The organism is Burkholderia sp. WAC0059 (assembly GCF_002870125.1).
In the GTDB taxonomy this organism is placed as follows: Bacteria; Pseudomonadota; Gammaproteobacteria; order Burkholderiales; family Burkholderiaceae; genus Paraburkholderia.
On record NZ_PNEO01000017.1, the window covers coordinates 61,450 to 74,655 of the forward strand.

14 protein-coding genes are annotated in these 13,206 nt (G+C 69.2%); 10 read left to right on the plus strand and 4 right to left on the minus strand.

All coding sequences use genetic code 11. The features are described from left to right. Nucleotides 1–3 precede the first annotated feature (3 nt). The 5 genes from CY652_RS17590 to rng all read left to right on the plus strand — a co-directional run bounded on the left by CY652_RS17590 (nt 4) and on the right by rng (nt 3,950). On the plus strand, nt 4–717 hold the full coding sequence (locus tag CY652_RS17590; protein WP_102131998.1) for a nicotinate-nucleotide adenylyltransferase: 714 nt from the start codon (nt 4–6) through the stop codon (nt 715–717). 3 nt (nt 718–720) lie between these two features. Then, a complete protein-coding gene (rsfS, locus tag CY652_RS17595) occupies nt 721–1,182 on the plus strand; it encodes a ribosome silencing factor (protein WP_102131999.1) in 462 nt (153 codons plus the stop codon). A gap of 17 nt (nt 1,183–1,199) precedes the next feature. After that, on the plus strand, nt 1,200–1,670 hold the full coding sequence (rlmH, locus tag CY652_RS17600) for a 23S rRNA (pseudouridine(1915)-N(3))-methyltransferase RlmH (protein WP_102132000.1): 471 nt from the start codon (nt 1,200–1,202) through the stop codon (nt 1,668–1,670). A gap of 127 nt (nt 1,671–1,797) precedes the next feature. Next, on the plus strand, nt 1,798–2,451 hold the full coding sequence (locus CY652_RS17605; protein WP_180970651.1) for a Maf family protein: 654 nt from the start codon (nt 1,798–1,800) through the stop codon (nt 2,449–2,451). Nucleotides 2,452–2,480: 29 nt separating this feature from the next. After that, on the plus strand, nt 2,481–3,950 hold the full coding sequence (rng, locus tag CY652_RS17610) for a ribonuclease G (protein ID WP_102132001.1): 1,470 nt from the start codon (nt 2,481–2,483) through the stop codon (nt 3,948–3,950). Nucleotides 3,951–3,965: 15 nt separating this feature from the next. Here the strand turns inward: rng and CY652_RS17615 are convergent, their stop codons facing one another. After that, nucleotides 3,966–4,769, minus strand: coding sequence for a GntR family transcriptional regulator (locus CY652_RS17615; RefSeq protein ID WP_219723753.1), 804 nt, complete (start codon nt 4,767–4,769; stop codon nt 3,966–3,968). Between the two features lie 62 nt (nt 4,770–4,831). On the opposite strand from CY652_RS17615, the gene CY652_RS24900 reads away from it, so the two are divergent. From CY652_RS24900 to CY652_RS17635, 5 genes are all read left to right on the plus strand, one after another. Further along, nucleotides 4,832–4,966 carry a hypothetical protein gene (locus CY652_RS24900; RefSeq protein WP_258002349.1) on the plus strand — a complete coding sequence of 45 codons (135 nt, stop codon included), beginning with the start codon at nt 4,832–4,834 and terminating at the stop codon, nt 4,964–4,966. 15 nt (nt 4,967–4,981) lie between these two features. Next, on the plus strand, nt 4,982–6,409 hold the full coding sequence (locus tag CY652_RS17620; RefSeq protein WP_102132003.1) for an aldehyde dehydrogenase: 1,428 nt from the start codon (nt 4,982–4,984) through the stop codon (nt 6,407–6,409). 89 nt (nt 6,410–6,498) lie between these two features. Continuing rightward, nucleotides 6,499–7,824: an MFS transporter gene (locus CY652_RS17625; RefSeq protein ID WP_102132004.1), complete on the plus strand. Its 1,326-nt coding sequence runs from the start codon at nt 6,499–6,501 to the stop codon at nt 7,822–7,824. Between the two features lie 49 nt (nt 7,825–7,873). Further along, the gene (locus CY652_RS17630; RefSeq protein WP_102132005.1) at nt 7,874–8,677 is read left to right on the plus strand and encodes an N-acyl homoserine lactonase family protein; all 804 of its coding nucleotides are present in this window, start codon (nt 7,874–7,876) and stop codon (nt 8,675–8,677) included. 122 nt (nt 8,678–8,799) lie between these two features. After that, the gene (locus CY652_RS17635) at nt 8,800–9,693 is read left to right on the plus strand and encodes an NAD(P)-dependent oxidoreductase (RefSeq protein ID WP_102132006.1); all 894 of its coding nucleotides are present in this window, start codon (nt 8,800–8,802) and stop codon (nt 9,691–9,693) included. 109 nt (nt 9,694–9,802) lie between these two features. On the opposite strand, the gene CY652_RS17640 is transcribed toward CY652_RS17635, so the two are convergent. The 3 genes from CY652_RS17640 to CY652_RS17650 all read right to left on the minus strand — a co-directional run bounded on the left by CY652_RS17640 (nt 9,803) and on the right by CY652_RS17650 (nt 13,141). Next, nucleotides 9,803–10,624 (minus strand): aldo/keto reductase, encoded by an 822-nt coding sequence (locus CY652_RS17640; RefSeq protein WP_374703672.1) that lies wholly within the window; start codon nt 10,622–10,624, stop codon nt 9,803–9,805. A 297-nt stretch (nt 10,625–10,921) separates the two neighbouring features. Next, nucleotides 10,922–11,731, minus strand: coding sequence for a DeoR/GlpR family DNA-binding transcription regulator (locus tag CY652_RS17645; protein ID WP_102132008.1), 810 nt, complete (start codon nt 11,729–11,731; stop codon nt 10,922–10,924). A gap of 60 nt (nt 11,732–11,791) precedes the next feature. After that, the gene (locus CY652_RS17650) at nt 11,792–13,141 is read right to left on the minus strand and encodes a GntT/GntP/DsdX family permease (RefSeq protein ID WP_102132009.1); all 1,350 of its coding nucleotides are present in this window, start codon (nt 13,139–13,141) and stop codon (nt 11,792–11,794) included. Between the last annotated feature and the right edge of the window lie 65 nt (nt 13,142–13,206).

Genomic DNA, 13,206 nt, shown 5'->3' on the forward strand with positions numbered 1-13,206 from the left:
GCCGTGACGACGCCCTCCGCTCGCGCCCTCCCGCCCCGCGCCCGCCGCATCGGCCTGCTCGGCGGCACCTTCGACCCGATCCACGAAGGCCACCTCGCGCTCGCGCGGCGCTTCGCCGACGTGCTCGAGCTGACCGAGCTCGTGCTGCTGCCGGCCGGCCAGCCCTGGCAGAAGCCCGACGTGTCGGCGGCCGAACACCGGCTCGCGATGACGCGCGCCGCGGCCGCCTCGCTCGCGCTGCCGGGCGTCACGGTCAGCGTCGACACCGACGAGATCGAGCACGACGGGCCGACCTACACAGTGGACACGCTGCGCCGCTGGCGGGAACGCGAAGGCGACGACGCCTCGCTCACGCTGCTGATCGGCGCCGACCAGCTCCTGCATCTCGATTCGTGGAACGACTGGCGGCGGCTCTTCGACTACGCGCACATCGGCGCCTCCACCCGCCCCGGCTTCGAACTGGCCTCAGTGCCGCCGGCCGTCGCGGCCGAGGCCGCCGCACGCGGCGCCGCCGCCGACGTGCTGCGCTCGAGCGCGCACGGCCATCTGCTGATCGACACCGCGCTCGCGCTCGACGTCTCGGCCACCGACATCCGCCGGCAATTGCGCGAACGCGTCGCCGAGCATCATCGCGGCGGCCCGGGCGCGAGCGCCGCCGACCATATTCCCGCGGCGGTGTGGGACTATATTCTTCAACATCATCTGTACCACGGGTAATTCATGGACATCCGCAAACTGCAGCGCGTCATCATCGACGGCCTCGAAGACGTCAAGGCACAGGACATCAAGGTGTTCAACACGAGCCACCTGACCGAACTGTTCGACCGCGTCATCGTCGCGAGCGGCACCTCGAACCGGCAAACCAAGGCGCTCGCCTCGCACGTGCGCGAGAAGGTCAAGGAAGCCGGCGGCGAGATCGTCAGCACCGAGGGCGAGGACACCGGCGAATGGGTGCTCGTGGATTGCGGCGACGCGGTCGTCCACATCCTGCAGCCGGCGCTGCGCCAGTACTACAACCTCGAGGAAATCTGGGGCGACAAGCCGGTGCGCGTGAAGCTCTCGGGCCCCGGCGGCTTCAGGCTCGCGCAGCCGGCCGAGCCGCTCGACGACGACGAGGACGACGAAGCCGCAGCCGCGCCGGCCGCGAAGCCCGCGCGCAAGAGCGCGGCGCGGCGCCGCTAAGGGACGCGCTGCTCGCCATGAAGCTCCACGTCGTCGCCGTCGGCCACCGGATGCCGGACTGGATCGCGGCGGGCTTCGACGAATACGCGAAGCGCATGCCGCCCGAGCTGCGCATCGAGCTACGCGAGATCAAACCCGAACTGCGCTCGTCGGGCCGGTCCGCCGAGAGCGTGATGGCCGCCGAGCGGCAACGCATCGAGGCGGCGCTGCCGAAGCAGGCGCGCATCGTCGCGCTCGACGAGCGCGGCAAGGACTGGACCACCCTGCAGCTCGCGACCGCCCTGCCCGAGTGGCAGCAAGACGGACGAGACGTCGCGTTCCTGATCGGCGGCGCCGACGGGCTCGACCCGCCGTTGAAGGCGCGCGCCGACCTGCTGCTGCGCCTCTCGAGCCTCACGCTGCCGCATGCGATGGTGCGCGTGCTGCTCGCCGAGCAGCTTTATCGCGCCTGGACCATCACGCAGAACCATCCGTACCACCGCGTATGAGCGTACCGCGCGCCCGGTCCCGTCCCGCCGCCGACGACGTCGTCGGCACCGCGCAACGCCGCGCGACCGCGGCCGGGCCGACGCGCTCCTTTCGTCCGCTTTCATCCGCTTCCGCCGAGACCGACTGATGCCCCTGCCCCTGGCTCCCGCCGCGACCTTCCCCTTCGTCTATCTCGCCTCGCAAAGCCCGCGCCGCCGCGAACTGCTGCAGCAGATCGGCGTGCGCTTCGAACTGCTGCTGCCGCGGCCCGACGAAGATGCCGAGGCACTCGAAGCCGTGCTGCCCGGCGAAGCCGCAGCCGACTACGTGGTACGCGTTTGCGTGGCGAAAGCGCAGGCCGCGCGCCGCCGGCATGCCGAGGCCGCCGTGCTCGACGGCGCCGCGCGGCCGGACGCGCCGATCCTCTGCGCCGATACCACCGTGACGATCGACGGCGCCATTCTCGGCAAACCCGCCGACGCCGACGACGCGCTCGCCATGCTCGCGCGCCTCGCCGGCCGTGAGCACGAAGTACTCACGGCCGTCGCCGTGATCGACGCGCGGGGCACGCTGCTGCCGGGCGCGCTCTCGCGCTCGCGCGTGCGTTTCGCCGCCGCGAAAGCCGAGGCGCTCGCGCGCTACGTGGCGAGCGGCGAGCCGTTCGGCAAGGCCGGCGCCTACGGCATCCAGGGCCGCGCCGCCGAATTCGTCGAGCGGATCGACGGGTCCTATTCGGGTATCATGGGTTTGCCCCTTTTCGAAACGGCCGCCCTGCTGCGCGCGGCCGGCATCGACTTCTAGTCCCGCCTGGACCCGCCAAGAACGACACCATGAACGAAGAAATCCTGATCAACGTCACCCCGCAGGAGACGCGCGTCGCGCTCGTCCAGCAAGGCGCAGTCCAGGAGCTTCACGTCGAGCGCACGCTTTCGCGCGGACGCGTCGGCAACGTCTATCTCGGCAAGGTCGTGCGCGTGCTGCCCGGCATGCAGTCCGCCTTCATCGACATCGGGCTCGAACGCGCGGCCTTTCTGCACGTCGCCGACATCTGGCATCCGCGCATCGGCGAGGACACGCATCATCCGGTCGCCCATCAGCCCATCGAAAAGACCGTCTTCGAAGGACAGTCGCTGATGGTGCAGGTCATCAAGGATCCGATCGGCACCAAGGGCGCGCGGCTGTCCACCCAGGTCAGCATCGCGGGACGCACGCTCGTCTATTTGCCGCAGGAGCCGCACATCGGCATCTCGCAGAAGATCGAAAGCGAGGCCGGACGCGAGGCGCTGCGCGCGCGGCTCACGGCCTTGCTGCCGCCCGACGAGAAAGGCGGCTACATCGTGCGCACCATCGCCGAGGACGCGACGGTCGACGAGCTCGCGGCCGACGTCGCCTATCTGCGCAAGACCTGGTCGACGATCATCGCGCAGGCCCAGCGCCTGCCCGCCACGAGCCTGCTCTACCAGGACCTCAACCTCGCGCAGCGCGTGCTGCGCGACTTCGTCAACGACGAGACGATGCGCATCCAGGTGGATTCGCGCGAGACGTTCCAGAAGCTCGGCGAATTCGCCGCCGAGTTCACGCCGGCCGTCTCGTCGAAGCTGCACCACTACAGCGGCGAGCGGCCGCTCTTCGAGCTCTACAGCATCGAGGCCGAACTCCAGCGCGCGCTGTCGCGCCGGGTCGACCTGAAGTCGGGCGGCTACCTCGTGATCGACCAGACCGAGGCGATGACGACGATCGACGTGAACACGGGCGGCTACGTCGGCGCGCGCAACTTCGACGACACGATCTTCAAGACCAACCTCGAAGCCGCTCACACGATCGCGCGGCAGTTGCGGCTGCGCAACCTCGGCGGCGTGATCATCATCGATTTCATCGACATGGAGAACGCCGAGCATCGCGACCAGGTGCTCGGCGAACTGAAGAAGGCGCTCTCGCGCGACCGCACGCGCGTGACGGTCAACGGTTTTTCGCAGCTAGGGCTCGTCGAGATGACGCGCAAGCGCACGCGCGAATCGCTCGCGCACGTGCTCTGCGAACCCTGCCCGATTTGCCAGGGCAAGGGCCAGGTGAAGACGGCGCGCACCGTCTGCTACGACATCCTGCGCGAGGTGCTGCGCGAGTCGCGCCAGTTCAATCCGCGCGAATTCCGCGTGATCGCCTCGCAGCAGGTCGTCGATCTGTTCCTCGAGGAAGAGTCGCAGCATCTGGCGATGCTGATCGACTTTATCGGCAAGCCCGTGTCGCTGCAGGTGGAGTCGAATTTGAGTCAGGAGCAGTACGACATCGTGCTGATGTAACGCCCGCCCGATCAATCACCGCACCAGAAACTTCTTCACGTAGATCGACCTGGCCCGCTCCATGTGAGCCTGGGACAGCCAGTCGAGGCGTTCGCGATCCGCGTTGCGCACCGCCTCGACCATGTCCGCGTGCTCGCGGCAAGCCTGTTCGAGCGCGCCGGCGTCGGCGACGCCGTACGCGCGCACGGGAAAGCTGATCCAGTCGTGCAGGCGGATCGAATCCGCCAGATAAGGGTTATCGCAAAGCCCGTACAGTTCGCGGTGAAACGCCATATTGGTACGGTGAATCGCGATCAGGTCGCCGGACGCGGCGGCATCGGCATGCGCACGCATCGTCGCTTCCAGCAGCGCGAAACGCCCGGGCGGCAACGGCAGCCGGATCATCGCGACCGCGGCGTGATGCAGCACGCTGCGCATCCGGTACAGATCGTCGAGTTCCTGTTCATCGAACCGGCGAATCTGCGCGCCCACGTGCGGCGGCTTGACGACCACGCCGAGCCGCTGCAACTCCAGCAACGCCGCGCGAACCACATGGCGCTTCGCGTTGTAGTCCTCCATCAGATGATCTTCGATCAACCGGGTGCGCGGCAGGATCCGGCTGCGAATGACGTCGGTTTCGATCGCCTCGATGACCGCCTGTACCTGCTCCGGCAAGCCGTCCTCGAAAACGGAGCGCGGTCCGTTGGCGAAAGGATTTCTACTCATCTGGAAGGGGGCATCCGGTCCTCCGCGAACGGATAGCCGGCAGCGCGGCGGTTCGCGTGAGATCACAAAAACGCCATTGTACCGCCGCATCGACATCGTTCCCGACCCGCTCACGCACATCGCCGCCCGATCAGGGGAAACCCTGTATCGCCCACATCGCTGCGGAATCGACGCCGATGGCACGTCCTTCTGCGCCGATTTCGCGCCGATCCGGCCGCTTCGTTATCGATAATCTTATTGCCATTAATGCCGACAACGCGCTGGTTGCCAGCGGCGAAGCCGCGGATACAGACTGGCGATCTGTCATCTGAAATGAGGATCGCTTCATGACCGCGAACGACTATCTTGTCAGCATCAATCCGGCAACCGGCGAAGAAGTCGGCCGGGTCCGCACGACTACGCTGCCCGAGCTCGATGCCGTCGTGGAGCGGGCGTGGCACGCCTTCCGTCACTCGGGCTGGAAATCCCTGTTGCCACATCGCCGCGCCGCGGTGCTGCACGCGATCGCCGACGGCCTCGCCGCCGAGAAGGAATCGCTCGCGCACCTGCAGATGCGAGACAACGGCAAGCCGCTCGGCGAATGCCGCGGCATGGTCGACTCGGCGATCGGCACGTTCCGCTACTACGCGTCGGTCTGCGAAACGATCGAAACCGACGTCACGCCGCGCCGCGGCGACTACGTGTCGTTCACCGTGCTCGAACCGTTCGGCGTCGTCGCGGCCATCACGCCGTGGAACTCGCCGATCATGAACGACGCGACCAAGGTCGCGCCCGCGCTCGCGGCCGGCAACGCGGTGCTGCTCAAGCCGTCCGAGGATTCGCCGCTGCTCGCGCCCGAGCTCGCGCGCATCGCGCTCGCGGCCGGTTTGCCAGAAGACCTGCTGCAGGTCGTGCAGGGCCGCGGCGCCGAAATCGGCGCGGCCCTCGTCGCCCACCCCGGCGTGCGGATGATCTCGTTTACCGGCGGCACGGTGTCCGGCCGCGCGATCGGCCGCATTGCCGGCGAACGGCTCGTGCCGGCCGCGCTCGAACTCGGCGGCAAGTCGCCCCACGTCGTGTTCGCCGACGCGGATCTCGATCACGCGGTGGCCGCGGTCGTCGCCGGCATCTTCGGTTCGGCCGGGCAATCGTGCGTGGCCGGCTCGCGTCTGTTCATCGAACAACCCATCTACGACGAGGTGCTCGGGCGCGTGGTCGAGCGCGCGAAGCGCCTGCGCGTCGCGCCGCCCGACGCAGACGGCGTCGAAATGGGTCCGCTCGCCTCGCTCCACCATCGCGAACGGGTCGTCCGCTTCGTCGAGCGCGCGCGCGCCGAGGGCGGCCGCATCCTGTGCGGCGGCGGCATTCCCGAAGGCGCCGAATACGCGCGCGGCGCGTTCTTCCAGCCGACGGTGATCGACGGCCTCGGCCCGCACGCCGCGTCGTGCCAGGAAGAGGCGTTCGGGCCGGTGCTGGTCGCGCTGCCGTTTCGCGACGAAGCCGATCTCGTCGAGCAGGCCAACGGCACCGCGTTCGGCCTCGCGTGCGGAATCTGGACCGAGAGCTTCAAGCGCGCCTGGCGGATCGGCCGCGCGATCGAAGCCGGTTCGGTATGGATCAACACGTACAAACAGTCCGTCACCAGCACGCCGTTCGGCGGCTTCAAGAACAGCGGCATCGGCCGCGAAAAGGGCATCGACGGGCTGCGCCTCTACGCGCAGGTGAAGAGCCTGTACTTCGGCCTGCACGACGCGCCGCTCGCGGTCGCGAAGTAACCCGCCACGCCGCCTGCCGCGAGCCATCGCGGACCGATGCGCCGCGCTCGGCGCAACAGAACAACGACGCAGTTTCCAGGAGATACCCAATGTCCACCCAGAGCGACGCGCTCGAACGCCGGACGATGACGCGCGTGATGCTGCGCGTCGTGCCCTTGTTGATGGTCTGCTACATCGTGTCGTACCTCGACCGCGTCAACGTCGGCTTCGCGGCGCTGACGATGAACCGCGAACTCGGCCTGTCCGAGCAGATGTACGGGCTCGGCGCCGGCATTTTCTTCGTCACCTACTTCCTGTTCGAATTGCCGTCGAACCTGATGCTGCACCGGTTCGGCGCGCGACTGTGGATCGCGCGGATCATGCTGAGCTGGGGAATCGTCTCCGGCGCGATGGGCTTCATCCCGCAGATCGCCGCGCTGACGGGCCTGTCGAACGTGACCGTGTTCTACGGCCTGCGTCTGCTGCTCGGCGCCGCGGAAGCCGGCTTCTTTCCGGGCGTGATCTTCTACCTGACGCTGTGGTTCCCGAACGCGTACCGGGCGCGCGTGGTCGGTTATTTCATGACGGCGCTGCCGCTCGCCAGCGTGATCGGCGGGCCGCTGTGCGGCTGGCTGCTCGGTGTCGGCGGCACCCACGGCATGTCCGGCTGGCAATGGCTGTTCGTGATCCAGGCTGTCCCGGCCATCGTGCTGTCGGTCGTACTGCTCGTCTGGCTCACCGACCAGCCGGCAAAGGCCGCGTGGCTCGCCGACGACGAACGCCGCTGGCTGACCGTCCAGCTCGCGCGCGAGGCGGCGGCCCTACCCGCCGACGCGCACGCGAGCGTCTGGCGCACGCTGGCGAATCCGCTCGTCATCGCGCTGGGGCTCGTCTACTTCAGCGTCGTCTACATGAACTACACGGTCGGCTATTTCCTGCCGCAGATCATTCACGCGTTCGGGCTCGGCAATTTCGAAACCGGCTGTCTCGCGGCGCTGCCGTCGGCCGTCGGCGCGCTCAGCATGGTCCTGTGGGGTCGCCGCTCCGATCGCCTCGGCGAACGCAAGTGGCATCTGGTGTTCCCGCTCGCGGTCGGCGCGGCGAGCTTCGGCGCGGTTTCGCTCATGCATGCGCCGCTCTTCGTCGTACTGACGTTCTCGTTCGCGGCATTCGGCATCTACGGCTGCCAGCCCGTGTTCTGGACGCTGCCCGGCGCGTTCCTCACGGGCGGATCGGCCGCGGCGGGCATCGCCGTCATCAACGCGGTGGCGAACCTCTCGGGCTTCGCCGGTCCCTACCTGATGGGCTGGATCAAGTCCGCCACCGGCAGCTACACGCCGGGCCTGCTGATCGCGTCCGCGATGGCGGCAATCGCGACGCTGCTCGTCGCCGGCGTGAGCCAGCGCCGCTTCCCCATGAAGACGCGCGCGGCCTGAACCGACGCGCTCGCGGCGCCGGGCAAGGACATCGAAAAAGGAAAGCATCATGCAATGGGAAATCTACGCGCTCCGCTACGGCATCCAGGAACGGCGGGTGCGCGACAACTTCATCCATCCGCCCGGACCGCGCGACGCCCACGACGCGCCGATGCCGCTCGACTACTTCGTGTGGCTGCTGCGCGCCGGCTCGCGGCAGATTCTCGTCGATACGGGCTTCGGCCGCGAAGTCGCCGAGCGGCGGATCCGGACCATCCTGCGTCCGGTCGAAGACGCGCTGCGCGCGCTCGGCTGCGAGCCGGCCGCCGTCGAGGACGTCGTGATCACGCACCTGCATTACGACCATGCGGGCAACCTCGATCTGTTCCCGAACGCGCGCATCCACGTCCAGGACCGCGAGGTCAGCTTCGCGACCGGCCGGCAGATGTGCTTCGCCTGTACGCGCGCGGCGTTCGAAGTCGAGGACGTCGTGCGGATGGTGCGCGCGGTCTACGCGGAGCGCGTCGTGTTCCACGACGGCGACGGCGAAGTCGCGCCGGGCGTCAGCGTGCATCACGTCGGCGGACACACGGCCGGGCTGCAGGTCGTGCGGGTCGAGACGGCGCGCGGCCCGGTCGTGCTCGCGAGCGACGCGAGCCACTACTACGCGAACATGGAGCGTCGGGAACCGTTCCCGATCTGCTTCAACCTCGGCGAGATGACCGCCGGCTGGCTCGCGGCGCAGCGGCTCGCCGGCGGCGACGCAAACCGCGTGGTGCCCGGCCACGACCCCGAAGTGCGGCGCCGCTATCCGGCGCTGCCGGGCTCGGACGGCGAAACGGTACTGCTGCACGTCGCCCCGCTCACGCGCTGAGCGCCCGACACCGCCGGCCGCTGAGGCGCCGGCCCGTTTTCGAGGGCGGCCCGCGTTCGCGGCGGCCGCCCCGGCTTCACCGGACAGCGCTCGCCGCGCCGTCCGCTCATCAAGGAGCAGCCATGCAAAACCATCAGGATGTGGCCGTCTACGGCCTCGGCAACATGGGTTATCTGGTCGCGCAGCGCATCGCGAAGGCCTTTCCGGTGCGCGCGTTCGATCCGGACGAGACGCAACTGGCCCGCGCGAAGCAGGCGTTCGACGCGACCCCGATCGGCCGGCCGGAGGATCTGAAGAATACGAAGATCGTCGTGCTGTCGCTGCCGAGCCCCGCGGTCTCGCAGGCAGTGATGCGGCAAATCGCGCCGGTGCTGCCAAAGGGCAGCGTCGTCGTCGAAACGAGCACGGTGAACCCCGCCGACATGCACGCGAGCGAGAAACTGCTCGCGCCGTACGGCATCGGCCTCATCGACGCGTCGGTGATGGCCGGCGTCAGCCAGATGGCCGCGGGCACCGCGGCGCTGCTGATCGGCGGCGCCGAGGAGCACGTCGCGGCCTGCCGGCCGGTGCTCGACGCCATCGCGGGGAAGCAGGTCTATTTCGGCGCGCTCGGCGCGGGCGCGGCCGCCAAGGTCATCAACAACGCGGTCGCGCACGCGGTGATGGTGGTCGTCGCCGAAGCCGGCTCGATGGCGACCGCGACCGGCGTCAGCCACGAAAAGCTGGTCGCGCTGCTGGCCGACCCGCAGATGGGCCTGCACCGACCGCTTACGCACCGGTACGCAGAACGCATCGTGAGCGGCAACTACGCCGGCGGGATGCCGCTCGACGCGGCCCGGAAAGACTCGGTGCTCGCGCTGCAGCTCGCGCAGACGGCCGGCGTGCCGATCTTCGCGATCCAGGCGTCGCACAGCGTGTACGAGATGGCGGCCGCCGCCGGCCACGGCCGCGACGACTACGCGGCCATCGCGAAGCTGTGGGCCGATTGGGGGCGCCCGGCGGCACCGGCGGCATAACGATCGGCAATGCGGCGGCACGCGGCACGTCGCCCGGCGCCGACGAACAGTCGGGTCGGCTCGCTCCGGGCAAACACCCGCCCACACGCGCCCGGCCGAAGGCCTGCCGTCACCCGCCCACCGCCGCCGCGATCCGGCCGAGCAGCGCTGCATCGGGATACGGCCCGACGCCCGCCCGCACGTTCTCGAGCATGTAATCGGGCCGCCCCGTGCCCGGAATCACGGCGGTCACGGCCGGATGCGCAAGCACGAACTTCAGCAGGATCTGCGCCCAGCTCGTGCAGCCCAGTTCGGCGGCCCAACCCGGCAGCGGCTGCCGGCTCACCCGCGCGAGCAGTCCGCCGCCGCCGAACGGCTGGTTGATCAGCACGGCGATGCCGAGGTCCTGCGCGAGCGGCAGGATGCGCGCGGCGGCCTCGCGGTCGTCGGCCGCGTAATCGACCTGCACGAAGTCCGGCCGCTCGGCACGCATCACTGCCTCGACCTCGGCGAACGCGCTCGACGTGTAATGCGTGATGCCGATATAGCGAATCCGTCCGGAGGCCTTCCATTCGCGCAGCGTCGCAAGCTGCGTGCGCCAGTCGAGCAGGTTGTGCACCTGCATCAGGTCGATGCGGCCGGTCCGCAACCGCTGCATCGACTGTTCCATCTGCGCGATGCCGGCCTCGCGTCCCTCCGTCCACACCTTGGTCGCGACGAATGCCTTGTCGCGCGCGTCGAGACGCGCGAGCAGCGTGCCGACGACGGCCTCCGACGAGCCGTACATCGGCGACGAATCGATCACCGAGCCGCCCGCCGCGAACAGTGCGCGCAGCACGTCGGCGAGGCGGTCGAGCGCGGCCGCGTCGGTGCCGACGTCGAACGTGCGCCATGTGCCGCAGCCGACGACGGGCAACCGTTCGCCGGTCGCGGGAATGCGGCGGCGGTCGATTGCGACCGGCAACGACGCGTCAGCGGACGAATCGGCGGACGCGGCCGTCGCCGCGCCGGCGCCGGGCGCGCGCGGCTGCGCGCGCAACGGACCCGAAAACGGCGCGAACGCGGCAACGCCCGCCAGCAGCAAACGCCGACGCGTGCGCCGCGACGCATCCGAAAGAGACGGGCGGTCGGGACGATGAAAGCGCATGGTCGATCCGGGGCAACGAGAAAGGACGCCCGTCACGATAGCGCATCGGCCCGTTTCGCGTGCCGCCGGACGGGCGCCCGCCTCCGCCCATGCCCCAGCGCGTCAGCCGGCCGTCGCCAGCGCCAGTTCGACGCCCGACTGCCTGATCGCGACCGCGGCGCCCGGCGTCAGGGCGCTGTCGGTGATGACCAGGTCGAACGATTCGAGCCCCGCGACCTTGTACAGTCCCACGGTCCCGTACTTCGAGCTGGCCGCCGCGAGCACGGTGCGCGAGGCGGCGTCCATGGCCGCGCGCTTCACCTCGACTTTCGGCGCCGACGGCGTGGTGACGCCGCGGCGCAAATCCCACGAACTCGCCGAGATGAACGCAATGTCGAGCACGACGTGGCGCAGCGTGGCCGCAGCAAGTGCGCCCACGCTCGACAGGTTCGCGTGATCGAGCTGGCCGCCCGTATGGACCACGTTGACGTGCGTCGCGCCCGCAAGCTCGCGCACGATTTCGAAGTCGTTGGTCACGACCGTCATGTCGCTGAGCGCAACGACGTACGGCACGATCGACAGCATCGTCGTGCCCGCGTCGAGATAGATGGACATGCCCGCGCGCAGATCCCCGGCCGCGCGCTGCGCGATGGCCTGCTTCTGCGGCTGCTCGACCACGGCCTTCAACTGGTGGCTCGGCTCGCTGTTCAGATGGCTGGCGATACGCACGCCGCCCGGCACCGTGTAGACGAGACCGGCCTCCTCCAGCACCGCGATGTCGCGCCGGACCGTCATGTGCGAGCACCTGAGCGACTCCATCAGCTGATGCACGGAGAGCACCTTTTCCCGGCGCAACTGACGCAGCATGGCCTCGCGCCGCTGATCGGGGATCAGCGGCGTGCCGGATTCGTCGGGGTTGACTCTGCTCGACATGAAGGTTCTCTGAAGCGCGGGGCTGCCCAGCGGCCTCGCGGACGCGGAAACGCCGCTATCTTAGCCGATGAATCTGCCGAGCAGAACGACGCCCGCCAGCCCGACCAGCGACTGCACCGAGAGCATGAGCGTCCACGTCCGCAGCGTCTGGGCGATCGTCAACTGGAAGTATTCCTTGAACAGCCAGAAGCCGGAATCGTTGACGTGCGAGAGCATCACGGCACCCGACGCGGTCGCGAGCGCCATCAGCTCGGGCGACACGCCGGGATGCGAGAGCAGCAGCGGCGCGACGATGCCGCTCGCGGCAACCGTCGCGACCGTGGCCGAGCCCACGCAGACGCGCAGCAGCGCCGCGATCGCCCACGCGAGCACGAGCGGGCTCACGGACCAGTGCGCGGAATGCTGGACGATGATCGCGTCGAGATGGATCGACGTGAGCATCTGCCGGAAGCCGCCACCCGCGCCGAGAATGAGCAGAATGGCGCTGAGCGGCGCGATGCCCTTGCCGATCATCTTTTGCAGGTCCGCGAGCGGATGGCCGCCGCGCACGCCGAGGGCGAAATAGGCGAACACCACGGCGGCGAGCAGCGAAAGGATCGGGTCGTTGAGCGCCTGGAAGAAGACGAACGCGGCGCTGCCCTTCGCGGCATGAGCCATGCCCAGGGTGCCGCCCAGCATCAGGCCGGGCGGAATCAGCAGGCACAGCACGGACAACGGCAACGACGCCGTGGATTCGCGTGCGTCCTCGCCGCGCGTGCCGCCCGGACCGGCGGCAAGATCGGGCGCGGGGCCGAAGAAGTGCTGGGCCAGCCGGGTGAAGAGCGGCCCGGAAAGCACGGCGCCGGGAATCGCGACGATGAGTCCGTAAAGCAGCGTGAGCCCCGTATTCGCGCGATAGGCGGTGACGGCCAGCGTCGGCGCCGGATGCGGCGGCAGCAGACCGTGCGAGACGTACAACCCCGCCGCGACCGGCAGGCCGATGTAGAGCAGATGGCTGCCGGTGCGCCGCGCGATCGTGTAGACGAGCGGCGCCAGCATGATGAAGCTGACGTCGAACAGATGGGGCATGCCGACCAGCAGGGCCGCGGCGCAGATCGTCCACGGCGCGAGCCAGAGCGGCCGATTGCCGACGAACGCGTTGGCGATGCGATCCGCGCCGCCGGTGCCGATCAGAATGCCGCCGAGCACGGCGCCGAGGCCCACGACGGGACCGGTATGCGAGAGCGCGTCGCCGAACCCCTTCGCGAAGCTGTCCACGACCTGCGCGGGCGCGACGCCGGCGGCCAGCCCGAGCCCGATGGCCGACACGGTGAGCGCCACGAACGGGCTCAGCCGCACGCGCGCAATCAGGATGATCAGGATCGCGATGGCGCTCACGGCCATCGCGATCGTCGCGGCGTCTCCCCGCATGGCGTCTTCTGTTCGGTGTCTTTTACGGTGTTTCGGTGAGCGAACCCGCGCGCGCCGCATGCACC